Source organism: Nostoc sp. CENA543, from assembly GCF_002896875.1.
Taxonomy (GTDB): domain Bacteria; phylum Cyanobacteriota; class Cyanobacteriia; order Cyanobacteriales; family Nostocaceae; genus Trichormus.
The window spans coordinates 430827-457440 of record NZ_CP023278.1 but is presented as its reverse complement, the minus strand read 5'-3'; the positions used below and the strand labels follow the sequence as shown (position 1 = coordinate 457440).

At 36.8% G+C, this 26614-nt stretch carries 18 protein-coding genes; 3 read left to right on the top strand and 15 right to left on the bottom strand.

Going from position 1 to position 26614, the window contains the following annotated elements:
• Positions 1-95: 95 nt before the first annotated feature.
• Positions 96-1010, bottom strand: coding sequence for a glutaminase (locus CLI64_RS01920; RefSeq protein ID WP_103140550.1), 915 nt, complete (start codon positions 1008-1010; stop codon positions 96-98).
• Between the two features lie 163 nt (positions 1011-1173).
• Between CLI64_RS01920 and CLI64_RS01915 the strand changes: the two genes are divergently transcribed.
• Positions 1174-2691, top strand: a complete 1518-nt coding sequence (locus tag CLI64_RS01915) for a thioredoxin-like domain-containing protein (RefSeq protein WP_103135647.1) — start codon at positions 1174-1176, stop codon at positions 2689-2691.
• 98 nt (positions 2692-2789) lie between these two features.
• Here CLI64_RS01915 and CLI64_RS01910 read toward each other — a convergent pair whose 3' ends face one another.
• The 9 genes from CLI64_RS01910 to CLI64_RS01870 form a co-directional block, all read right to left on the bottom strand.
• Positions 2790-3866 (bottom strand): glycosyltransferase family 1 protein, encoded by a 1077-nt coding sequence (locus CLI64_RS01910; RefSeq protein ID WP_103135646.1) that lies wholly within the window; start codon positions 3864-3866, stop codon positions 2790-2792.
• The gene (locus CLI64_RS01905) at positions 3866-5026 is read right to left on the bottom strand and encodes a glycosyltransferase family 1 protein (RefSeq protein ID WP_103135645.1); all 1161 of its coding nucleotides are present in this window, start codon (positions 5024-5026) and stop codon (positions 3866-3868) included. The genes CLI64_RS01910 and CLI64_RS01905 overlap by 1 nt, the downstream gene beginning before the upstream one ends.
• 240 nt (positions 5027-5266) lie before the next feature.
• Positions 5267-6238 carry a glycosyltransferase family 2 protein gene (locus tag CLI64_RS01900; RefSeq protein WP_103135644.1) on the bottom strand — a complete coding sequence of 324 codons (972 nt, stop codon included), beginning with the start codon at positions 6236-6238 and terminating at the stop codon, positions 5267-5269.
• A gap of 55 nt (positions 6239-6293) precedes the next feature.
• Positions 6294-8057, bottom strand: coding sequence for a glycosyltransferase family 1 protein (locus tag CLI64_RS01895; RefSeq protein WP_103135643.1), 1764 nt, complete (start codon positions 8055-8057; stop codon positions 6294-6296).
• 689 nt (positions 8058-8746) lie between these two features.
• Complete coding sequence (locus tag CLI64_RS01890) at positions 8747-9943, bottom strand: hypothetical protein (RefSeq protein ID WP_103140549.1); 1197 nt, start codon at positions 9941-9943, stop codon at positions 8747-8749.
• A 17-nt stretch (positions 9944-9960) separates the two neighbouring features.
• A complete protein-coding gene (locus CLI64_RS01885) occupies positions 9961-10533 on the bottom strand; it encodes an HAD-IIIA family hydrolase (RefSeq protein ID WP_103135642.1) in 573 nt (190 codons plus the stop codon).
• A 57-nt stretch (positions 10534-10590) separates the two neighbouring features.
• Entirely contained in the window at positions 10591-11160 is a 570-nt protein-coding gene (gene gmhA, locus CLI64_RS01880) for a D-sedoheptulose 7-phosphate isomerase (RefSeq protein ID WP_103135641.1), read from the bottom strand.
• Between the two features lie 9 nt (positions 11161-11169).
• The gene (locus tag CLI64_RS01875) at positions 11170-12099 is read right to left on the bottom strand and encodes an NAD-dependent epimerase/dehydratase family protein (protein WP_103135640.1); all 930 of its coding nucleotides are present in this window, start codon (positions 12097-12099) and stop codon (positions 11170-11172) included.
• Positions 12100-12102: 3 nt separating this feature from the next.
• A complete protein-coding gene (locus CLI64_RS01870) occupies positions 12103-13305 on the bottom strand; it encodes a class I SAM-dependent methyltransferase (protein ID WP_103135639.1) in 1203 nt (400 codons plus the stop codon).
• A gap of 539 nt (positions 13306-13844) precedes the next feature.
• On the opposite strand from CLI64_RS01870, the gene CLI64_RS01865 reads away from it, so the two are divergent.
• A complete protein-coding gene (locus tag CLI64_RS01865; protein WP_103135638.1) occupies positions 13845-17450 on the top strand; it encodes a S8 family serine peptidase in 3606 nt (1201 codons plus the stop codon).
• Between the two features lie 128 nt (positions 17451-17578).
• Entirely contained in the window at positions 17579-19090 is a 1512-nt protein-coding gene (locus CLI64_RS01860; protein WP_103135637.1) for a VCBS repeat-containing protein, read from the top strand.
• 12 nt (positions 19091-19102) lie between these two features.
• Here the strand turns inward: CLI64_RS01860 and CLI64_RS01855 are convergent, their stop codons facing one another.
• From CLI64_RS01855 to CLI64_RS01835, 5 genes are all read right to left on the bottom strand, one after another.
• Entirely contained in the window at positions 19103-20071 is a 969-nt protein-coding gene (locus CLI64_RS01855; protein ID WP_103135636.1) for a class I SAM-dependent methyltransferase, read from the bottom strand.
• Between the two features lie 54 nt (positions 20072-20125).
• Positions 20126-21088, bottom strand: coding sequence for an FkbM family methyltransferase (locus CLI64_RS01850; RefSeq protein ID WP_225977484.1), 963 nt, complete (start codon positions 21086-21088; stop codon positions 20126-20128).
• A 32-nt stretch (positions 21089-21120) separates the two neighbouring features.
• A complete protein-coding gene (locus CLI64_RS01845; protein ID WP_103135635.1) occupies positions 21121-24084 on the bottom strand; it encodes a glycosyltransferase in 2964 nt (987 codons plus the stop codon).
• A gap of 28 nt (positions 24085-24112) precedes the next feature.
• On the bottom strand, positions 24113-25093 hold the full coding sequence (locus CLI64_RS01840) for a GHMP kinase (RefSeq protein ID WP_103135634.1): 981 nt from the start codon (positions 25091-25093) through the stop codon (positions 24113-24115).
• A gap of 107 nt (positions 25094-25200) precedes the next feature.
• Entirely contained in the window at positions 25201-26376 is a 1176-nt protein-coding gene (locus CLI64_RS01835; protein ID WP_103135633.1) for a hypothetical protein, read from the bottom strand.
• Positions 26377-26614 lie beyond the last annotated feature (238 nt).

The window sequence follows — 26614 nt, the reverse complement described above, 5'->3', positions numbered from 1 at the left end:
GGGGCATGGGGCATTGGGTGGTTGTATTGTTCTCCCCTGCACCCCTGCACCCCTGCACCCCTGCACCCCTGCCCCCTTCCTACTCTTCTCCTGATTCAATGAAAAATACTCAACTCTAGCTTTTGGGCTAACAGTTCTACAAACGCGATCGCTGCTATGGGATTACCGATACGATCTAAAACCGGATTGTAACAAGCGATCGCTCCTTCCCCTGGTAATATCGCTAATAACCCACCACCGATCCCCGACTTCATCGGTAGTCCAATTTTGATCGCTAATAACGGTGAAGCTTCGTATAAACCGCAGGTTAACATCACACCATTGACTATCTGACGGTGCTGAGATGGTATCTTCTCGTGCTGACAAGCTAAGAGTTTTCCGAGTAGGCTTAAATCTTGGACAGTTCCCGAAAAACAGCATATTTGTTCGTATATGTCAAGAGCAATGTCGGGATTTGTAATATTTCCTGTCTGGAATAAATGATTAGCGATCGCCTGATTTGCTGGAGAACGAGACGACCTAACTGAAGCCAGTATGACTTCATCTAGTTGGAGTTGACAGCCAGCCGATTGATTTAACCATTGACAAAAAGATTGAGTGCGATCGCTAATATCCCTTCCAGGTAACTTATCAGCCAAAGTAATCGCCCCACTATTAATCATGGGGTTGCGGGGTTTACCACCATCAGCCACCAACTGTTCTAAAGAATTGAAAGGTGCATCTGAGGGTTCAACACCCACCCATTGCAGCACTTGTTCTGCACCAAATTGTTCTAGCAGATAGAGTAGAGAGAAAGGCTTGATAACACTCATCAGTGGAAATACACAAGCCGTATCTCCAACACTGTAACTTGGTGTTGATTCACAGCAAATGTGGACTGCAAACCAACGGGGATCAGCCTTAGCTAATTGTGGAATGCGATCGCAAACTTTCCCCAAATGCGTTTGAGTTTTCGCTAATTCCACCCAACCACGTAAATCGTCGGTATTTAATTTCTCAAATTTGTTCACAGCAGACACAACCCCGAAAAAATATCAGATTTAACTTTATTCCTTCATTTTGAATTAATCTATGGTCTTGAATCGAGATAGGTAGTATTGTTTCAAGATTCGGGAATAGTCTAAAAATCTAGGTTTTCAATCCAAAATCCAAAATTCAAAATCCAAAATTGGTATGATTTCTCGTGTCAGATCCCCAGAACTACCGCAAAATTTTACTTGGTTTAACACTGAGCAACCAATATTACTCAAAAAACTTAGGGGTAGAGTAGTCATTTTAGATTTTTGGACATACTGCTGTATCAATTGTCTTCATGTTTTACCAGACCTCAAGTATCTAGAGCAGAAATATCAAAACAGTCTGACAGTCATCGGTGTTCACTCTGCAAAATTTGACAACGAACAAGAAACCGAAAACATCCGCCAAGCCATCCTGCGTTACGACATCGAACATCCGGTGATAGTAGACAAGAATTTTCGTGTTTGGCAAGAATATACAGTACGTGCTTGGCCTACATTCATCGTCATTGACCCAGATGGTTACGTAATTACTACTATTTCTGGTGAAGGTAATCGTGATACTTTAGACCAACTGATTGCAAAGTTGATTCAAGAACATCAACACAAAGGTACACTTAACTTTCAAGAACTCAGGCTGACTTTAGAAAAACAGCGACAACCATTAATCACACCTCTGGCGTTTCCAGGTAAAGTCTTGGCTACCCCAGCAGCGTTGTTTATCACTGACTCTGGACACCATCGGATCGTGATGAGTTCTGTAGATGGCGAAATTATTCATGTAATTGGTAATGGTAAAGCTGGTTTGACAGATGGTGATTTTTCAACAGCACAGTTTTCTGCACCCCAAGGAATAACATTTGATGTCACCAATGAAATTTTGTATGTTGCTGATACCGAGAATCATGCAATACGTCGAGTTGATCTGCAACATCAACTAGTAGAAACCATCGCCGGGACTGGTGAACAAAGCCGTAATATTTACCCTCATGGGGGTGTTAGCTTAGAAACTCCCCTCAATTCTCCTTGGGATATAGTGAAAGTTGGAAATAATTTATTCATTGCAATGGCGGGTTCACATCAAATTTGGTGTATGAACTTAGACACTAGGATGATTTCCACCTATGCGGGTACAGGTGCAGAAGGTTGTTTTGATGGTTCACTAACTGAATCTGCTTTTGCTCAACCTAGCGGAATTACCACCAACGGACAAGAGTTATTTATTGCTGACAGCGAAACTAGTTCAATTCGTGGTGTGGGATTAATAGCACCCTACCAAGTCAGAACTATCTGTGGAAGTGGAGATTTATTTGGGTTTGGTGATGCTGATGGACAAGGCGAGGATGTCAGGTTACAGCACTGTTTAGGAATCGAATACGCCAATAATTTTTTATGGGTAGCAGATACCTACAACCACAAAATTAAATTAGTCAGTCCCAGCACAGGGAATTGTCAAACAGTTTTGGGGGATGGTTCTGTGGGTTTACAAAACGGACAGGGTAAAAGTACCCGCTTTTTTGAACCTTCAGGATTGAGTGTTATGGGTTCACATCTATATATATGTGACACCAACAACCATGCTGTTCGTCGCGTAGACTTAAATACGCTAGAGGTGATGACTCTAGAATTTCTTGGTTTGTGTACGCCTGACGTTTGTATTCCGAATAAGTTTTAAGTTCCCACAGAGGCGCAAATACAGTAAAAAATCTTTGTGAGTTCTATAATTTTTGTGGGTTTATTTCAGTAAGTTTACTGCTCTCATCAGCAGCTAATTTATAGATGACGAGATAATACTTCAACAGTAGCAAGTCCAGTTTTTTCCCAACTAAATTGATTGGCTTGAGCTAAACCTTGGGTTGAAAGTTGCGATCGCAATTTAATATCATTAGCTAGCATCTGCATTGCATCGGTGATTTCTGCTGTGTTGTAGGGATTAATTAAAATGGCTGCGTCACCAGCTACTTCTGGTAAAGATGACAAATTTGATGTAATCACTGGTGTACCGCAAGCCATTGCTTCTAGAACGGGGAAACCGAAACCTTCCCACAGACTAGGGAATACAAGTGCGATCGCTTGATTAATAATTGTAGGTAATTCATCGTAAGGTACATAACTCAGGAACTTGACACGATGAGTTATCCCTAATTCTGCTGTTTGTTTTTGTAGCAGTGGGGTGTAACGCTTGTCAGTTGGGCCTGCTAGCCATAGTTCGTAGTCATGATGGTGGGGTAGCGCAGCAAAAGCCGCAATCAGGCGGTGCAGATTTTTGTAAAGGTCTTGTCTACCGATGTAGAGAAAGTAGTTGCCAGTTGGTAAATTGAGATTACGAAAATGGGTGCGATCGTGCGCTAAGGGAATCGGAGTAATTTTACTAGCTGGAACTTGGTAAAAATTGACAATATCACTAGCTGTAGATTGCGAGTTACAAATAATATGTTGCGCTTGTTTGAGAACCTGCGGAACGTAATAGCGATGATAGGGTGTCAACGGTGAAAAACGCCTGGGAAAACGCAACGGTATCAAGTCATGAGACATCACAACAAAGCGACAGTTGCTATAAATCGGTGCTTCCGGTAGAGGTGAAAATAAAAGATGAGATTTTAACTCTTGATAAATTTTCGGCAACTGGGATTGTGTCCACATTAAGCGGCGAAAATGTCCTTTAGTACCATGAGCAGGTGTTAAATTATCAGGTACAGAATAGCATTTAAATTCAGGATAACTATTAGCTGTTAATAAAGTAGGGTTAAGCTGTTGTAAATAAGGAACAATATTTTGAGCATAGTTACTTATCCCTGTAGGTTGAGATAACAGGATAGATAAGTTAATAACTAACTGACTTGTACTCATTAAATAATTGTTCTATAAGCGTTTAATGTTTCCCTTGCTGTTCGTTCCCAAGAGAATAGTTTTGCTCTAGCTTTACCTCTATCAATTAAATCCTGTCGCAACTGGCGATCGCTAATTACTTTTAATATACTTTCCGCTAGTTGCATAGGATCTTGAGGATCTATCAAAATAGCAGCGTCTCCCGCTACTTCTGGAATTGATGAAGTATTGGAACTAACAACCGGCGCACCTAACGTCATAGCTTCCAAAACAGGCAAACCAAACCCTTCATAGTGAGATGGATACACAAAAACATCTGCTTTTGAATAAAATAATGCCACTAATTCATCAGATAAATAGTCTAGATGATGTATTTCATCCCTCCAAGGAGAACTTGCGATAGCAGAAAATATGGGTTCATAACCCCAACCTTTTTTTCCAATCAATACTAATTGATGTTCGACTTTATAGTTTTGCTTTAATAAATTAAACACTGTGATTATAGAATTAATATTTTTTCTTGGTTCTATAGTGCTGACAAATAGTAAATATGGCTTAGAGAAATCATACTTAGCTTGTATTTCCAAACTCTCCAAAAGTTCTGGTGATACAGAATTGGAATGATAGCGACTAGCTAATGGCGTAACATAAACTTTTTCCGGATTTATTTGCAAATATTTCACAATATCTTGTTTTGAGCTTTCCGAAATTGTTAAAACTAAATCTGTCCACTTCAAACAACGCTTGACCTTTTCTTTATAATTTTTTACAACCGAATCTACATAATTGGGATATTTTATAAAAGTTAAATCATATATATTCATAACCCTCAAGGTATTCTTGCAGGGATAAACTGAGTAATTGGTTCCTTGTAATATATCTGGGTAATCAAAATATTTTTCAAAATAAGATAAGCTGGGACTAAAATTTAAATCTAATAATAAATCAGATATTCTTACCGGTAAAGGCATTAAATGCTTGTAAGAATAATGTTTCAGAGCAGGAGGAAAACTAAAGTCTCTACTTAGCCACTTTTTTAAACCTGGTTGATAAACTATTCCTAACTGAAAGTTTTCTGAGGACTGTAGTGTGTCAAGCGCACATATTAGATTAAAAACATAAAAGCCAACCCCACTTGGTTTTGGAGCTACTGGGGTGGCATCAATTACAACTTTTAACATGAAAATATTTAAGCTTTGCCTTCACTCAAATTTTTTAGATCACCATCAATTATTAACTCAAGCATTTGCCCAAAGGTATATTTGGGTTCCCAATCTAAATTAAGCCTTAATTTTATCAATATAACCAATTAACTACATTGGTTCATCAGGACAAAACTAAATATTTGATGGACTTTATAGATAAGGATTTCAGGCATATGAGAACGGTGTTGTCTAGTTAGAGCAGTGATGAGTTCTTTTCTAGCCGTTTCTAAAACGTAAATTTATCAGCCAACTTATAAACATAAGACCCAATTTCAGAAATAACCTCCTAACCTTTTGCAATTTTATCATTAGTAATAGAAGCTTGTCTTTGATTGGAAAAACAATTGGTGTTAAATATACATAAACTAATGTTATAGTTTTTCTACCAAAAGGACAATACATAACAGTTAAGTAAAATATAGGTAGAAAAAAGAGATGAGATTTTTTCTTAAAATATGTATATATTAACTGTTTAATATTGGTAATTTTTATTTCATGTTCTTCCAATGGACAGTCGTTGTAAACTACAGTATTGACAGCGCAATAGGCTGGTATACCCTTTTTTACAGCCCTCATTATAAATTCAGAATCTGAATGATAATGAGGCAAGAATAATTCATTATATATTCCTATTTTTTCAAATACGCTTCTATGAATTAAAACACCATTACCTGGTAGAGAATCTACTTGAATATAGTCCTTATTCATAATTTCAGTAGGTAGATTATCTGCCCACTGTGCATGATAAGACAACTGTAAAATACTCCTAGTACCCCATTGTGAATATGCACCTAAAGACCAGATTAAACCAGGTTGAAGCATATAATCTATGCGACTACCTAGTATTAATATATTATGTTTTACCGAGATTTCGACTAGATTGGCTACATAGTCGGTATCAATATTACTGTCATCATTGATAGTTAGTATAAAATCGCAATTTTTTTCTAAGGCAAGCTCAATGCCCCGGTTCGTTGAGGCTGTCCAATAACTATCATCATCAACATTAATCAGCGTTAATCTGGGGAATCTTCTTAAAACTACATCCTGAGTACCATCTGTAGAATTGGCATCTACAATAATTATCTCTAAATTTGGATAAGATTGTTCTGAGAAAGACTCTAAAAATCTTAAAGTAATATCTTTCCTATTCCTAGTTGGTATAACCGCACATATTTTTGGATACATGAATATAATTCATCCTCACTGAACTAATTAAGTTTTAAAGAAATAAGGATTTTAGCTAACTTATAGGCACGTCTAAATATTTTAAACTTCCTAAAAAATAACTAAGAAATTGCAAAGTTGATAAATTTTTATTTTGATCTTGGATATTTACTTTTAATATCTTAAGTTGAAAAAAATCTAATGGGCTATTTTTCCAAAGATTAAACTCATTCAATAGCTTTTTACCTTTAAGATGATTAACTACTTTGGGGTACTTAATTTGATTATTGAAGGATATTGCTGATAAATCAGTACAAATATCAAGTGTTGCTATTGCTTGATGAATATTTAAGTTATCGAGGTTGAAACCATAAGGACAATACATCAAATAGTCAGTCTCAATTAAGGATTCGATGATATAACTAAAAAGATTAAGGTAGTGAGTTTTATATTCTCTGCTAGAATACACATTTAGAATGTTAACCGTATCTGAATTATGATAATAATTTGTTAAATTAGATTCAAATGGCAGAATATTAATAACATTGACTAAAGAACTATATTTTTGAAGAAATTGAGGGAGATGCTGTAAATTTTCTGCTTGTTCGACGTGTTGCAAATTAATTTGTGGAGTGTAATCTATCAATAGCGTTAACCTTTGTGTTTTGTAATTCTTGTCGTGTGCAGATGATTTCGCAGTAACAAAGTTTATACATTCTCCTGAACGATATTTTTTGACTACTTCCGTTAAGATTTTAAATGTATCATCTGCTGTTTTTTGTAATGAGTATTGAGATCCCTGTTTTAAACCTAATTTAGATAAATGCAAAAGTCTTTCCTCGTTCATGAGTAGCTCCGCAATATCATGTGCTATTAGTTTAGTATTGAAAGGATATTTTAGATAAGCCACTGCATCCTGGCAAATTTCAGGAATAGATGCTAGAGATGTTGTCAAAACTGGAGTTCCAAAGTTCATAGCATCAACAATTGGGATACCAAAACCCTCATACAGGGATGGGAAAACCATTAACTTAGCTTTTTTTATTAAATTAGCTAGTTCCGCATCGCTCACAAAGCCTCTAATATCTACTGAATCCTGCATATCTAAATCATTAATCATTCGTTCTAAAAAATATGATGAAGTTAAATTATGTTTTTGCGCTCCTGTCAAGATTAGTTTGAGATTGTTGAACTTATGATATTCACGCTTTAATAACCAAAGAGATTCTATTAAACGATAATGGTTTTTATGCTTCCAGGGAATAGCAGGATAAATAAGATACGGAATATCTGGAATATTAAATTCATGAGTTGTGTTAGATTGCGAAAAACAAGTATCAAACTCATCAGCTAAGTACCCAGCAAGATAAGTAACATAAACTTCTTGCTTACCGTATATTTTTTGAATTAGGTCTTTTTCGTGGTTTGATATAGTAATGACTGCATCCGATCTTGATATAGCATAACCGTAATGACTTCTTCTTGCTTCGTAAATACCACCCTTAAAAAAGTGTGGATATTTTTCGTGCTGCAAATCTAAAATGCAAGAGACTACTGGAATCTTTGAATAAATATAATTTGGAACTAACTCATTAAGGGGACACAAATAAATATCACTCCAAGACATATTTTCTTGGATAGTTCTGCTATTATTATCAGCTAGGGGAACTACTTGTATATTTCCAATTTTTTGAAAACGAAGGAAATTATGTGGTTGCACAAGGACTCTAACATCTGATATCTTCGCTAATCCTGAAACTAGAGAATAAACATATTTACCAGCACCACCTGCTCCTTGTGAATCACTTAAAAGGTTTATACAATTGATTAATATTTTCATTATCTATTTCGATTTTTATAAATTAGAGTTAGGTTATTTTGATTATTTTATGATACTTATAAAAGTATGATCAACACAAACACTACCACACACTACAAATAACTCAGTTCATAAGTGTATCTTATAGCATTAGAGAGTAGATTGTAGCATGAGACTAGGACTAAAAGTATATTTCTTACTATCAAACCAGATATCAGCAAAATTTACGAAATCTTGCCTTAAAGTCTGAGTATGTATGAAAGTTCCACTACCAGTTGATTAAGTAGGTCTGAATAAACTGCACTCTGTGACAGAGCGTAAATTTGCTAAAACCCTTGTCATTCCTTGACTCTACTTCGTTCGCTATGAGAAAGTTATAAATTTTGCCATCACCTACTCAACTTGTCAGTTAACTCCTAGAAATGATTTGTCAGGAATCATAACTGTTTTGCATTGATATGCAAAACAGTCAACTAAAATAACGCATTTCCTTGGTGTTGTCTGAATATACTTATCGGCGATCGCAAATATTAAAATTTTACATCATTTTATTGCTGTTAATTTTATTTTTTTGCTAAAAAGGATATTTGGCATGGGTAATTGATCTCTCTACTCCTTCTTCCCAACGTATGATTAATTGATCCTCGATTTAGTCCTGCTGTTTTAATATATTAAACGCAGCAATAATAGTGTTAATACTTTTCTTGGTTCTATGGTGATAACTTTTTAGCATGATCTGAGGTATCAAATAATTTCTTTATTTCCACGGCATAACTCTCAACAGTATGGAATTTTCGATAATTTTTCTGAATTTCTTTGATTTTCGCTTTTAATTCTAAAGAATTAGCAAATTTAATAATTTTTTGGGTAATAATTTGGGTTTGACTCCAATCATCTATAATCACTTCCTGAACATTGTATTTTGAAAGTTCTTTTGCCATCCAAGTTCCAGCAGTGACAACGGGAATTTTACCCGCCATGATACATTCTGCAAAAATACCAGATGTGCGTTCTTTGTAAGCATTCGCATCATATGGAAGTAATATAATATCCGATTTTTTAAGCCAGGTTAAATAGTCTAAATTACTCAAATTATCTGCAACCAACCTAATTCTAACACTACCAGTAGTAGATATGAGTTGAGAACTTTGAGCAGCAACAACACATATTTTATTTGCTTCATCAGTAGTGCAATTAACTAAAGATTTAACTATTTCCCACCCCTTTTCTAACCGTGGAGTGCCAGCCCACCAACAAACGATTTCATCATCTTGTTTACGAGTGTCTTCAATATCAATAAATTCTGTGTGTGGTATGGGCATTACACTTACAGAATCCTGAAAGTAATTTGATATTGAATTGGCTAAAATATCACTATCAGTTAGTATTTTAAATTTTCCCGGCTTTAATTTTAGCTTAATTGCTTGATTTAAATTTTTATAAATCCAAGCGGTTTTATCTTTATGTATATCTCTACGGTAAAGTAACCATACTGATAAATTATTTGTAGGTGTAGGTACTAGATAAATAGCTATCAGTAATGCCAAAAGTTGTACGTGGATAAATCTTTCTAGAAAAATGATGGAAGGTCTGGAGTTAATTAAAACATACTGTCGTAGTTTTTTAGCAATAGAAAGACTCAATTTTAAAATATCTATAAACTTCAATATTCTGATGAATGGATGAATTTTTGCTTCCAAGTTTTCACTGCTCAGGCAAGCATACCAGTTAGTTGGTAAATTACTGACTTTTGAGTCCGGCGGCAGGATAACTAGATGCTGCCAACCTAAGATTTTTGCGGCTTTACTCACAGAAATATGATACGGAATTATGTGTCCCTCTCCTCCCATAAGATTAGGAATTAGAGAAATCAATATTGGACTTTGCTCTATATCATTGTGATTCATAAACTGCTGAAAACAGGTTAACATTCAATGAGTTGAATTGTTTCACTCAATTCCTTAATCATGTAAACAGATGGGTGCTTTTGGGCTAAGTTTTTAGCATCTACTAAAGTCCTATTTGTTAGTAAAAAAATTGGATTACAACCGGCATTAATGGCACACTCTACATCACTAATTGCATCACCAATAAAATATGAATGTGAAAGTTCTATCAAATACTGTTCTGAAGCTTGTTGCAACATATATGGTGAAGGCTTACGGCATTGACAGTTATCTGATGGTTGGTGAGGACAGATGAAGATATCTTTAAAATACACACCCATTTTTTCATACTCTTGGCGTATTTTGGCATGAACTACCTCGACATCATTGGCAGTAAAATATCCTCTGGCAATACCAGACTGATTTGTAATCACTATTAATAAATATCCTGAGTCTTGCCATTTCCTAAAAATTTCACCTGCATTCAACGGAATGTTAACTTGATGTGGGTGGCTTAGGTATGGAATATAATCTATCAAAACGCCATCTCTATCTAGAAACAAAGCTTTGTTCGGTTTAGTATATTTTGCCTTTTTACTATCAAAATACATATTTATACAAATAAAATAAAGTTAAATTTATTTAGGTAAAAATAATAATTTCTTTAATTAAGTTAACTTCGTGAATAATTTAAGTTCTACCTGTTCACAGATTCGATGATAAGTGATCACATGAATCTCTTGTACTAAAGGAGTATGGTGTTCACTAACGAATAAGGAATAGTCACTAATTTCCTTTAGTATTCCACCGTTATTACCTGCCATACCAATTGTGATAATTCCTAGTTGTTTAGCTATCTTTAAAGCTTTAACTACATTTTGAGATTTTCCAGATGTAGAAATTCCCCAGAGGATATCTCCAGGCTTACCTAAAGACTCCACTTGTCGAGAAAAGATGGTTTCAAATTCGTTGTCGTTTGTCCAAGCCGTGAGGGTAGCCGGATTAGTAGAAAGTGCGATCGCAGGTAATCCTTTACGATTGATTAAAAAGCGTCCAATAAACTCAGCTGCTATATGTTGTGCATCAGATGCAGAACCTCCATTACCGCAAATCAGTAAGGTGTTTCCTTGCTGAAAACTTTTCACTATTAAACTCGCTACTTTATCTATTGCCTGACAATACTCTTTTGTGAAAGCAGATTCTAAGCTTTTAAGTTTATCTTGCACCCAGTAATCCAAAGTTCTTCCTCACTTATTGTTTGGTAACAGTTTATCTTGTTGTGTTCCAAACCATTCAATAGTTTTGCTCAACCCAACTTCTAAGGAAGTTAAAGTTAAATCAGGAACATATTGTTTCAGTTTGCCAACACTTAGACACTTAGATTTAGCACCAACATAGCGTTTTGTATCAAACTGGATTAATGCGAAATCATAATCTACTTTTTCGCAAATCAATTTAGCAAAGTGTCTAATAGTGAATTCTTCACCAGCACCGATGTTGATGAGTTGATTATCCACATTAATTGCTAATTGAATCATAATTTTGACAAAATCGTTCACAAAAACCAATTCGCGGGATTGATATCCGTCTCCCCAAAGAACCACTGGCTCCCCATAGCGTTTACCGCGCATAATCTTACGAATTAAGTCAAAAATAAAGTGCATTTGTCGCCCATCGGTGTGGTAGCCTGGCCCGTAGAGGGTAGAAGGGACTAAACACAGATATTTCAAACCATACTGTTTATGCAGTGCTAATTGACCAGCGTAGAGCATCCGTTTAGTCATTGCATAGGTAAACAAGCTATCAATTGGGATTCCTGTTAGGTAATTTTCTTCTATTAGCTCTAAATCAGGAGCATAAGCACAACTAGTCCCCATACTAATCAGCTTGGCTTGCGGTTGATATTTTTGCCACCAAGCCAATACATTAGTATTAATTTGCTGGTTAATAATCCACTGTTCACCAGGATGATACAAACAAAAGTCACCAGCTTGAGTCCAAGCTGCTAAATGGTATATGTGATCGTAAGTTTGATGATTATATTTTAATAGTGAGTCTGGCTGAGTCAAATCACAATTTTGAGAATTGAGGCGGACTAACTCATGTCCTTGTGCTGCTAAATGAGAGCAAAGTATTGTACCTAAAAAGCCTGTAGCACCGGTAATTATAATTTTCATACTTTAAGCTTCTTTGGGATTCACAGGGAAGTAAAATTCTATCCCTTGATCAATTAGATGTTGATTATTAGAGAGAATTTCTTTTTTAAAATTCCAAGCTAAAACGTAATAAATATCTGGTAGTGCTTCTAGTTCTTGCTCAATTACTATGGGAATGTGCATTCCTGGGGAATAAAGTCCACGTCGCAATTCATTTTTTTCTACCAAACAATCTATATAATTAGTGCCAACCCCAAAGTAATTTAGCATAGTATTACCCTTAACAGGTGCGCCGAAACCAAAAATTTTCTTACCCTGCTGTTTTGCTTGTGCTAAGTAGGTAAGATTGCCACATTTCATTTGTTCAATTCTTTGGGCAAACTCTAAATATGTTGAAAGTTCGTTGCTTTTTTCCTTAACTTCTAATTGTCGGAGAAATTGCAGGCGATCGCTTGCTGCTTTTTTCCCTTTATGTGTTACAAAACCAATAATAGAACCACCGTGAATTGGTGAAATATCAGCATCAAACATAGATAATCCATGTCTGTTTAACAGTACCTCAATCGTGTTGAGATTGTAGTAAAGTAAATGTTCATGATAAATCTGATCAAATGCTAGATTCTCTACAATCCGTTTCATGTAAAGAAACTGCACAACAAATACCCCATCATCCCGCAAAGCTTCCCTAATTCCCTCCGTTACGGAATGCAGTTCTTCCAAATGAAAGAAAACTCCAGCCGCGTTAATTACGTGAAATTTGCGGTTTAATCGCTGCACAACTTCTAGATTAAAAAAATCGTTTAAAGTTGGTACTCCTGCTGCGTTAGCTATCTTCGCCGTAGTTTTGGAAGACTCCACACCCAAAACATCATAACCTAGCGTTTGAAAATGCTTGAGTTGAGTCCCATCATTAGAACCAATATCTAGCACAGACTTATTTTGAGTATCCTGAAAAAAGCGGCTATCAACTTCCTCTGCTACATTTCTAAAATGTTCACTTAAAGAGCGAGTCACACCTGATAAATAGGTGTGATCTCCAAACATAATTTCTTTTTTCACAGTGTAATCTAGCTGGACTGTACCGCAGTTGTGACAATACAAAACCCGCAGAGGATAAAAAGGTTCTTGACCAATTTCCTCTGGTTTAAGGAAGTGATTGCACCAAGGTTGCGAGCCTAAGTCAACCGCAATCTCCAGATTATTAGAGTCACAAACACGACATTGCATTACGGAAAGCACCTCATAGTTGAATTTTCCCAGCGATCTCCAAGAGCATATTCAGTATAGTGAATAGCGATCGCTTAAATCTCTCATGATTATGCGGTGTTTTTGCTGTTTATGTAATTGTTTTTCTGAAAAGCTAAAAATTTTTAATGATAACAAGTGTTCTCATTATTTGTGGTCAGTGCGCTCAGTTAGTAAAAATGACCATTCTTAATTTTATTTTTGTACTAACAGCTATAGAGGAAATCACTTAGTTTTGTATAAACAATATATAGAAATTTTATTTGATTTTTCCCAACGACTACGAGATAATACTGAAAAATATATCTAAGTTAAAAATCAACAATGTCAATTTTATCAGTATAAATCAGGATTTATAAAAAACGATATATTTTTAGCTCTTGAATTAGCTCTTGAACCCCAACTAGTTGACCAAAGTTACTTGCCTATCTAGTTATATCTACGTATTTTAAGTGGATATAACCCACAATATTGTTCACATTGATTTATTTTAAGTATAGTGCATAACAACAAATACACTTATGACAAACCCCGCTTTTAATCTGATTGGTTTGACTCAACTACGTAATGACTCACGCTTTGCAGGAATTGATGGTAGTGGGATGACGGTAGCCGTAATTGATACAGGCTTGGATCGGACTCACTCTCTGTTAAATGATAACTATGTTACTGGCTGGGATTTCTATTATAGAGATGATAACCCTAACGAGGGAGTAAGTGGACACGGTACTCATGTAGCAGGTACAGTTGGGGCAGAAGATCCCAATATCGGAGTTGCACCTGATGTCAACCTCATAGGCTTAAAGGTATTTCCTGATGATGCAAGCGGCGCTCCTAACACAGTTACTGAAGCTGCTTTACAGTGGGTAATCGCAAATAAAGACCGTTACAACATTGTTGCTGTTAATATGTCACTGGGAAGTGGATTTTATACTTCCGCTTCTCAGGCTGCTGGTTTTATATACTTGGATGAAGTCAGAAGATTAGAAGAATTAGGAGTTGTCGTTGTCTCGGCTGCCGGTAACTACTTTAAAAATAACGAGTATCAGAATGTTGGCGCACCAGCCATTTTTAGTACCTTATCTGTAGGTGCTGTTTGGCAAGATGGAGTTAATCGCAACTTCCAATGGGGATCGGGAGGCATTGACTATACCACAGGGGCAGATCGCATAACTAGTTTTTCTCAACGCTTAGTTGCTCCAAACACAATATTTGCACCAGGAGCTTTAATTAGAAGCACTGTACCTGGAAATCGTATTGAGGGGATGGGTGGAACGAGTATGGCATCTCCCATAGTGGCGGGAGCAGTAGCTCTGATGCAGGAAGCTGCTATGCAATTTGGGGGACGGTTGTTGAGTCCATCAGAAGTAGTACAGATTATGCGCTCAACCGCAGACACTATTTTTGATGGTGATGATGAAAACGATAACGTTGCTAATACAAATGTTTCCTACCCTCGTTTAAATATATATAAAGCAGTCCAAGAAATTCAAAGGAGATTCCAACAAACTGCTCCCAGTGGCGACCCGAATGGCACGATTCAGGGAGCTATACTAGGCCCAATATTAGATGGTACTGTTGCCATTAATCCTATTTTGGGTAGTATTGGCATTGATGGTACTTCCACCAATGTGGGCAATAAAGATGTTGACATCATCAAATTTGAAGTGCGATCACGTGGCACAATTACAATTCAACTCAGTTCTCATCCCACAAACCGTGCAGATTTTGATAGTCTTTTACGTCTGTTTAACTCTTCAGGTCAAGAAATAGCTTTCAACAACGATGTAGGCAGCAATAAATTTTCTACCATTACAGCTACCCTCGATCCTGGGGTTTATTATGTAGGTGTAAGTGGCAATAACAATCGCAACTATAATCCTAATGTTGCTGCTAGTGGTGTAGCAGCAGCTACAGGTAATTATTCCCTACAATTCCAACTTAGCAACTCTGACCCCAATGGTATTCTGAGTGGAGCAGTTCCGGTCAATTTGGGTACAGATTTAGCACCTTTGACTTTCCCAGGGATTTTAGGCTCTGATCCCATTGAAAACTCTGACCAAAGAATTACTATTGGTGCAGCAGATGTTGATATCTTCAAGCTAATTGCACCAGATAATGGGATTTTACTCATTGATATTGATACGCCTTATGAGAACAACTTTGTTGACTCATTCATACGAGTATTTGATGCTAGTGGGAATGAGCTATTTAGAAATGATGATGCTTTAGCGTTTAATAACAACTTAGCTTACACAGAGTTCACAGACTCCAGATATCCGAATTTAGTTTTTCAAGACCCTAGAGATCGCACCTACTATTATGGACACACTACTGATAGCTTCATTGGCTTAAGAGTAGAACGAGGGCAAACTCTGTATATTGGTGTTTCTGATTATCGAAACTCTGCCTATAATCCCAACAACCTCAGTGGACGTTCTGCCAGTGGTACAGGTGGTCAGTATGAGTTAATTGTACAGTTTTTTAATAATGACCAAAATGGTAGCATCTCCCAGGCACTAGATAGCTCCGTCAGACCACTTCCCAGCATCAAAGCACCAGGCGTAATTGGTGGTGATAGTAATTTTACAACTGGGGAGTTTATTGAAGTAGGCGATCGCGACGTAGACTTTATCAAGATCAATTCTCCCACTGCCGGCATTTTAGAAATCGATATTGATTCTTACAGCGATTCCACAATCACAGATAAAGTGGATACAGTCGTCTTTATCTTCAACAAAAACGGCAGATTATTAGCTGTTAACGACGACGAAACAGAGTCATCTTTAGATTCACTGTTACGTTATCAAATTGCTGCTAATACAGATTACTTCGTGGCCATAGCAGGCTATGGCAATGACTCTTTTGATCCTTTTCAACTTGGTAGTGGCTCATCAGGAGACACGGGAGAGTATAAGTATACTAGTAGACTCTTACCACTGTCTCAAACCAATATCCTATCCAATAACACCTCCACCAGTGGCAATGTGAAAAATATCTCCATTGGCTCCACCATTTTTGAAAATATCGGCTATGACGACGGCTTTTTCGTAGGTGCTAACGATATTGATATCTATCGCTTTACCCCTACGATTAGTGGTCAAGTAACCATTCAAACCAGAGCAAATGAAATTTATAGTGCTGATACCTTTTTACGAGTCTTCAATAGTAACGGTACAGAAATCGCCTTTAATAATGATGAAAATACTTTCACCAGAGGCAGTGCTGTTCAAATAAATGTAACTGCTGGTACTCAATATTTAATAGGTGTCAACGGTGCAAGTTCTCAAGCTAGAAATTATAATCCCCTCACAGGTGCTGGAGCAGCAAACGGTAGTCAAGGCGACTATTCTTTATCTATTGTTGGATCTACAGGTACATGGGAAATAGAGGGAACAGGAGACTTTAACCGCGATGGCAACATAGATATTCTCTGGCACAACTCATCCACCAACCAAAATGGCGCATGGTTGATGAACTCCGGTGGTGCAAACATCGGTTGGCAACCTATGGCTGGCAACCCCGCAGGCTGGGAAATCAACGGTACTGGAGACTTTAACCGCGATGGTCACATAGATATTCTCTGGCACAACTCATCCACCAACCAAAATGGCGCGTGGTTAATGAACTCCGGTGGTGCAAATATCGGTTGGCAACCTATGGCTGGCAACCCCGCAGGCTGGGAAATCAACGGCACAGGAGACTTTAACCGCGACGGTCACATAGATATCCTCTGGCACAACTCATCCACTAACCAAAATGGCGCATGGTTGATGAACTCCGGTGGTGCAAATATCGGTTGGCAAGGCATGGCTGGCAACCCCGCAGGCTGGGAAATCAACGGCACAGGAGACTTTAACCGCGACGGTCACATAGATATCCTCTGGCACAACTCATCCACTAACCAAAATGGCGCATGGTTGATGAACTCCGGTGGTGCAAATATCGGTTGGCAAGGCATGGCTGGCAACCCCGCAGGCTGGGATATCTATGGTACTGGAGACTTTAATCAAGACGGCAACATAGATATTCTGTGGCACAATTCATCAGCCAACCAAAATGGTGCATGGCTAATGAACTCTGGTGGTGCAAACATCGGTTGGCAAGGTATGTCTCCTAACCCGTAATCCTGGTATTGCAAAGTCGAAAGTTAGAGATCATCTTTACTTATACGTATTTAATAGTATAAATTCTGATGACTTACTGGTTTAAGCAGTTTTAAATTATAGGTATACTTTAGGACTGCTTACTAGTTATGCCTGAGCCTAACAATACACTATCAAGTGCTGATTTAATAAGCAATTTAAGTAATTTTCAAATTACTGATTTTGTCGGTAGTGCTGATAATTTAGATTACTACAGATTTACTTTAAATATAACGAGTCACATCAGGTTAATTCTCAGTGGTATAACGCAAAATACTGTAACAGTAAGTATAATTTATGATGCCAATGGCAACGGTAATATTGACTTTAATGATACTCTGTATTCCAGCTCTGCCTACACTAGTAGCAATGCCACCATTAACCAAACTTTAGGCGCAGCTACTTATTTCATTCGGGTGAGTCCAAGCTCAGGAACGAATACCAACTATACACTAAATTTCACGGCAACTGCCGCACCGCCCTCAACTTCCAGCGATCCTGGCAACAATCTGAATACTGCGCTTAATCTTGGTACACTGTATGGTACAAGAACGTTTACAGAGTTTGTTGGTACAGCTGATAACAACGATTTTTACCAGTTTTATCTTCCTATTAATACTAGTTTTAGCCTTACTCTCACTGGGATAACGCAAAATACTGTAACAGTAAGTGTAATTTATGATGCTAATGGCAACGGTAATATTGACTTTAATGATACTCTGTATTCCAGTTCTGCCTACACTAGTAGCAATGCCACTATTAACCAAACTTTAGGCACAGCTACTTATTTCATTCGGGTGAGTCCAAGCTCAGGAACGAATACAAACTACACTCTCTCGTTAACAGGGCCACCTCAACCCGTTGGATTTTCATCTTGGCAAATTCAAGGTACTGGTGACTTCAACCGTGATGGTAATCTAGATATCCTTTGGCATAATACCAGCACTAATCAAAATGGCGCGTGGTTGATGAACTCCAACGGTGCGAACATCGGCTGGCAAAGTATGGCTAGTAATCCTACAGGTTGGGAAATTAATGGTACAGGAGACTTTAATCGGGATGGCAATGTAGACATCCTTTGGCACAATACCTCCACTAACCAAAATGGTGCGTGGTTAATGAACTCTAATGGCGCGAATATCGGTTGGCAAAGTATGGCCAGCAACCCTACAGGCTGGGAGATACAAGGAACAGGGGATTTCAACCGAGACGGAAATCTAGACATCCTTTGGCATAATTATTCTACCAACCAAAATGGTGCGTGGTTAATGAACTCTAGTGGTGCGAATATCGGTTGGCAAGGTATGGCCAGCAACCCTACAGGCTGGGAAATAAAAGGGACAGGAGATTTCAACCGAGATGGGAATCTAGATATCCTTTGGCACAATTATTCTACCAACCAAAATGGCGCATGGTTAATGAATTCTGGTGGCAGAAATATTGGCTGGCAAAGCATGGCAGGTAATCCTTCCGGTTGGGAAATTCAGGGAACAGGCGATTTTAACAGAGACGGCAATTTAGATATCCTCTGGCATAATTATTCTACCAACCAAAATGGCGCGTGGTTGATGAACTCTGGGGGAGTGAACATTGGCTGGCAAGGTATGTCCCCTAACCCGTAAAATTTCTCCTACTTAACCAACGTGTGTAAACCAAAGAGAACCACCAGATAGCCACACATCAGGAGAACCTTGCCAATTTTGAAGAATTGGTTCTATGGCTTGTTTAAATTCAGAGCTATCTGACATAAATCGAGATGGCATTAATATTTTCACCTTATCTCCTGCTCCTAGTAGGTATGCGGCCAAAATATATTGCTCATTCCAATACCAATCACTAAACATTTCTGGATAATCATAAGGCAGCACAATGTCATGAAAATGGATGACAACACCAGGCTTGAGTTTTGGTAGTACATCAAGCATGAATACAGTCACATCTGAGTTCATAAATGAGCGATGACTGCCATCCATAAACACGATGTCCCCAGGTTCTAGGTTGAAAAAAACTGATAAATCTGTGGTTTCTAATCCTGCTCTAATGACTTCATCACAGACAGCATCAACAGCAGCTCGTGGTTCTGGGTCAATAGAGACTATACGTGTTGCTAAGTTATGGTCGCGTTTAGCTCTGGCAGCGAATAGTGTAGTAACTCCAGAGCCAATTTCTAAATAAGTTCGCGGTTTAAGTTCACTTACGAAGTAGTAGAGTAAAGCGGTGTCTATTGCATTTATAGGCCCACCAACCCATCCTGGTTCGCCTGGATGCTCATGGGAAAATTGTGGATTAATTTTTAAAAGAAATGGTTGCAGTTTTACCAAGCTGTGAAATATTTCACAATGCTCATGATAGTTTTTACTAAAAATATCTATTAAACCTTGATGTAAAGGATGAGTATAACCCCACCTTGGTCGGTAATCACGGGATGGAGGATAGTCTAATTCCATCAAAAATTTACCGGAATACTCATTAATTTTATAGTCACTATTTTGAGATTCTACTAAACTTTTGGTGAGAGTGCTAATCTGCTGAATTTGCTCTTCTAGTTCTGGTAGGTTTAATGCTCTGCGTAGTCGAGTTTTTATCCAGTTTTTTATTTTCATAGATGTTAATTATAATTAACTAAATTATTGTCATATTGGGTACAAAATATTAACTTACTGAGGTGTACAATAGAGTGCATGACCTTCCATTTTCATCTTGTATCCTAGAGCAGATAAAAATGGTTCAACTCCCAACAAAGCAGATTCTCCTGTTTTTACATCCTTGTGAATGTCAATACAAAGATAGGGTAAAAACTTTTGCAGTGTATTTTTCCCACCATGTAAAGCATAAAGTTCAAACCCTTCAATATCTATTTTGATTGCTTTAGGTTTAATCCCTTTAGTAGTGATATATTCATCAAGTGTTGTCACATCTACTGCATAACGTAGATGGTTCATTGTGGGATTAATATTTGGTGATGCTAATGTGGAAGTATCAGAAGCCCAAGATAAATCGTTATCTGAAGTATATTCAATAAACTCTGTAGAACCAGGAAAATCAGCTATTGCTGATTTCACCAAGGTGACATTATGAACATGATTTAGTTCTAAGAGTTTTTGGAGATGATTTTGTGCTGTTCTAGATGGTTCAAAAGAATGAACAGAACCTTGTTCCCCAACTGCTTTTGATAAAGCTAAAGTAATGATTCCAAAAGCTGCACCCACATCAAGGGCAACATCACCAGGTTGTAAATGAGAACATAACCATTCAGACTGCTGAGACTCAACCCAATAGTTGAGTTTTTGTGTTGCTTGAGGATTTAAACAGTGAGGGCATAAACGCAATAGTTCAACAGGAGCTAACATATTTATGCCATTGATTTGGCAAGTAAATACTGAACCTGGTTGACTCGTCTCGATCAACTCTAGTAAAAATGAACGGATAGTATCCACTTCTAATGGAAGAATATCGAGATGATCTTCGTTCTCTTTTCCACTGCTGGATGAATCTTTTAATTTATGGATGGAGCTGCTTAATGTCAGTGTATCTACAAGGATTTGACGAACAGTTTCTTCTAACTCCGGTAGATTTAATGCTCTGCGTAGTCGAGTTTTGAGCCAAGTTTTTATGCCCATAATTGCAATATGTTTGTTAATTTTAACTGATTTTAAATGTTAGTAAACCACAAAAATGCGTGCTGTTCGTGACGATTATCATTAAAAATTTTGTACATAGGTTCGATACCTTGATGTTCTTGCTCAATTTCTTTAACCACACGATTTGTGCAAATAACGGTATTAGCGGGTAAGAATTTAGAAAGCTGTGGTATCCAGTCTAATGATCTATAAGCATCCAGTAACTTTTTAGTTCCTGGTAAATATTTCATTACTGAAGAGTCTGGTACTTGTTGTTGTATAAAAAGCCCTACATTGTAGGCATATTCTACATCTGTACTCCAATGTTGACAGTATGATTTGCGATATTTTAAACAATGATAGAATAAGTCCTCTGCTTCTTTGGGATTATGATTAGCAAAAGCATATTCAACTCCAGCTAGAGTCCGATGCAAATACCAAGCGCGTAAATCTTCTATCTCTGCTCTCGGATGTTGTGTAGTTCGCTCATCTGGATAGTTACGAAAAACTCCCAAAGTTTGAGGTATGGCTTTAGTTTTAATGAATGGCAAAATGCGACTCTTAAATTCTGTGTCTCCTGCTGCTCTAAAAGTGGCATCATAGAAACCGAACCTATCATGAATAGACCGACGATAAAGCGCACCTACCCACGATAGGTAACATGTTTCTAAATAAACTAAATGTTGTTGATAACCTGTCCGATCATAAACCATCACATCGCTCATCCATGAGCCATGCTGATCAACATTTGTTACTAAACTGTTTGCTTGTACCCAATCTAATGTCGGATCTGCATCTAATTCTGCTGCTAGGATTTCTAAACACTCAGGCAGTATGGTTTCATCAACACCTAAAAAAGTCAAATATGGTGAACGAGCAAGGTCAATTCCGCGATTCCAAGCACTCTGTATGGTTTCTCGTTCAGCACATCGCGCATACAGGATAGGAATATCTAAACATTCCATCACCTGCTTGAATACATGATATTCATCACCAGGAGAACCACTATCAACCAGAATTACTTCAGCAGCACCAGCTTGAATCAACGTTTGCAATTTTAGTGTTTGCAAAAATAAGGGGAGTTTGGCAGCAGCATTGTATAGTGAAACTATAATAGAAACTCGATAGCTGGAAGAAGTCCGCCGATCATCGAGAAATTCGTACTCCCACTTTTGATTAAATTTGTTGTCTGCTAAAGCCTGATTGATTATTGCTTGACAACGTTCATGTTGATCTGGAGAGTTTCCATACATAGCTTCAGCCGCTAGTGCTTCTCGACTAAAGCCATTGGCTTGTAGTATGGATACGACATTGGGTAGATCATTAAAATAATCATAGCCAAGCGATCGCATACATCTAATCTGATAAGTTGCAGCAACTATATCATTACCCTGGAGCATCTCTAATCTGGCAATCTCTCTCCAGATTCTCACACGGTCAATCCGATGCTCAGAAGCAAAATTCCAACAACTACTAACTTTACCAGCTAACTCGCTTTGATTGCTTTCACCTAAATTGAAGATATATTGATAACTATCAACTAAAGATAGTGCTTTTAGCCCTTGATCCACAATTTTGAGGTTTTCATAATTATCCTTGCTTAAAATAGCCCTTACCTTTTCTTTGAGAAATTTTTGAGGATTAATGCGCCAAGATTTGATATTTTTTAATCCTCGTTTAATTTCTGGGCTAATTTGCTTTTTCAAATTTCTTACTATATCTTTTTTTATATAATTAGTCGTAGCCAAAAATCTGCGTTCATCCTGAAGTTTTATTAGTCTAGAATACCAGTCTTCTGTTTCACTACGCATAGATTTATCATATATTGGCTGACTTTCGTATATTGCTTCTACAGATAAGCCAGATATTTCTGGTTTAGCATGAGATAAATATTCGACTAATTGATAACGATAGTTATCATAATTATCTAATAATGCAATCAGAGAAGGAATACATGAATAAATGTCATTCGGATCTATAATTATTAAAGGTAAATCAGGATAATTTTCTTGTAAAAATCTCACAACCCCAGCCCCAGTTCCGATCACAGTCGGACAGCCAGAGAATAATGATTCGAGAGCAGTTAAATTAAATGTGTCGTATTTAGAAGGCAATAAAGTTACAGATTTTCTAGAAAACACCTGTTCATATAATTGTTCATGACTCATAGATGGCAATAATTTAAATTCATCTTTGATGCGATTATTCACCATTTGATAAAGCAGTAGTCCTGAGCCTACTTCACCTTTATAATCAAAACTGTCAGGGCCAATAATATTAGCTGTTTTGAACTTAGAACGAGGTAGCCACCAAGCCAAATCGACAAAAATATCGGGGCCTTTACGCCTTTCCGTACGACCGACAAAATTCAGGTCTGGTAATTCGTCTAAATTGGTAGCTAATTTAGGTTTAGGTAGTGATATCACCGACAAAGGATTAAGGTAACAAGATTTTAAATCAAAAACCTCTCGCCACTCGTCTAAATAAGACTGACTGATACCATAGCGAATATCAACCACACTGTATTGTATTTTCTCTTGCCAAATTAAGGTTTGATCAACTTTTCCACCATAAAACCAATCCATCTGAATAGATGTAGATATATTGCCGTGCATTGACAAAGCAAGATGCTCAAAGTCCACTTTATGATGTATGAGCGCAGGTCTGAGCATAGTACCCAACTGTTCATAATCTGGTAAATCTACAACATCAAAACGCTGTTCAGCTACCGAAGCAGCTATATTGCTAGCTAAGATAAACGCACGGTAAATCCATTTTGGTGGGGTCAAATCCAAGAATTTTACATAATCAGAAAGATGATATCTTTCTCGATAAACAATAGGATGTGCATTGCTAGGACGAGTGTTTTCTAAACGTTCGGAAACTATGAAATAATAAAAGTTAATTTGGGGATTCTTCTCAATTAAATTGCGATAAAATGTTTGTCCACCACCAATCTTATTAAATAAATCAAAATCTACAATTAATACTTTCATATGTTTTTTAGTTTTTTTAAAGACATTTCTAAGAAAAAATTATTTGCGACCCAGGTGCATTAGTTTTGGCACTTAAAATATGATGCTTATTAAAGCGAATATATAAGTTTTTGTGGCATTCTGGAGGTGCAAAAAATAACATAAACCCACCTGCCCCTGCTCCCAATAACTTACCACCCCAAGCCCCAGCTTCTATCCCCATCTGATAAATTTGATCGATTTCCGTATTAGAAATACTTCCATCAAGGCTACGTTTAGCTAACCATGCACGATGTAATAAATCGCCGAATTCTGATAATGGTCTATTGTTAGTTAAAATATCCCATCCTACATCAACCATGTATCGCATCTCCTTCAAAGTGGCTGTGTTATCTCCAACTTTTTGCAACTGTTGGGCAACAACATCAGCTGCCTTGCGTCTAATACCTGTAAAAACGATGAAAAGATGCTGTTCAAATTCCTGTAAGCGTTGTGGCGATATAGGTACACGGTTTACAATAATGTCATCTTCAGTCCTAAATTCAACCAAATTAAAACCACCAACTGCGGCTAACACTTGATCTTGACAGCCCACTTTATCCTGAACTAAGTGACGTTCTACATAAATTGCTTCATAGGCCAAGTCGAGAGGTTTGACAAATTCTCCTTTAAAACTGTGGAGGGCGTGCAGTAGAGAAACTGTAAATGCTGAAGAAGAACCTAGTCCTGTAAACGCTGGTAAATCTGCCACATTATGTAATTCAATATCTTTGTCTAAACCACAAAATTTTAAACACTCACGATAGACACGATGTTCAATTTCATCTACGTTTTTGACTAATTCAACTTTGCGATAGGAAAGTCGAATTGAATAATCAAATAAGCGGCTAAAAAAAGGACTAGCAGTAATGTAGGAAAATTTATCAATTGCTGTTGCTAATACAGCACCTCCGTGTTGAATAAAATATTCAGGGTAGTCAGTTCCACCACCGAAAAAACTAATACGAACAGGAGCGCGAGATATTAGCATAGGTTAAATGAAGAAAAAAGTGACTTTTTTATTGGCAAATCAATTGTATATATGTGTCTTTATTGGTTAATTTTACTGCGGAATATAACGCAGTTTATATAAATTAATTAAAAATGTGCTAAATCATGGAGTAATACTTCTATTTTTTCCTGAATACTAGAGCTAAATCCATATCTTGCACACCCGTAATTTGATGCCGTTTCTTTTAGTTTAAATGTTTTCGGGTCAAATTCATCTTGAATTTTCTGATAAATATCTTCATATGCTAAGAGGGTATCAGCATATGGAGATAATTCATTTGGTATTTCATTGCGCGCTAGTAGTGAATATTTATTATTTTCTCTGAACATAGCTTCTGGTATGTGAAGGTTAATGCCCATTAAAGAACATAAGTTTAGAACCTTTTCATTATTCATATTTTCAAAAAAAATTACATATGAATTAGGAAAAGAATGAAACACATCAATTTGAATTTGAATGGTTCTTAACCATGATTCAAATAACAGATACAATTTTCTATCGGGGAACATTTTTAGCATTGACCATATTGCTTCAGTAGGCCTTCGCATAATTAGAATATAGTTGGAAAAATAGAAATAAGTTGCATGAAAATGAAAAAATAGTTCTTGACGGGATTGATTATTAAAATCACCATGAGGGCCAAATGCTATTTTCTCCCCTACAAATTTATAATTTTTGTGCATCCTTGATAAAAAAGCGAATCCACCTTTTTCTGGAAGCCTAGATGAAGGTATAAATGTTCCCTTGCACCTGCGGTTTTTAAATTGAATATGCTGGGTATTGAAAAATTCTACGAAATTATCAAGATTATAGTGCAAATATAAATTAGCTTCACCTAATAGAAACACATCTGGAGAAAGATTTAAACAATCGCATAATATGGATGTTCCAGACCTAGCATTACCTACAATAAAAAGACCTGATTTACTTAGAATTTCGTATTCTTCATCATTAATTAAAAAATTATTCTTATTATTATTTTGATAACCCACATATTCTTGAATAAGTTTTTTTTGATTGTCTAATTCTTGTAGTGCTGTCTGATAATTACTTTCTAAAATGGAGAATTGTTGATTTTTTATCTCAATATTTGCTAAATTTTCTTGATAAATTTTATCTATTTCAAGCCTGAATTGCTCTTGATATACTTCCAATTTTTGCAAGACTTCTTGATATTTGAGTTGCAATTCAGCAAATTGTCGTTCTTTTATTGCAATTTCCTGTAATCTCTCCTGATATGCACTGTCTAAGTCACGTAGCATCGAGCGTAAATACTGGGGTATTATTTTCTTTATCCCAGAGTAAATCATCCTTTTAATCTCCTGAATAGGAATGATGAATTTTCACTGAAATAGCTTTCCAGCAAACAAAAAGCTATTATTTAGCACAACTTATTTAAACATATGTAAGTATAAAAGTATCTAACATCTTTAAATAAGTTATGACTTTGTCAATAAAATATAGCTTACCAGATTCTAGTGTAATGATGATTGCAAGTAA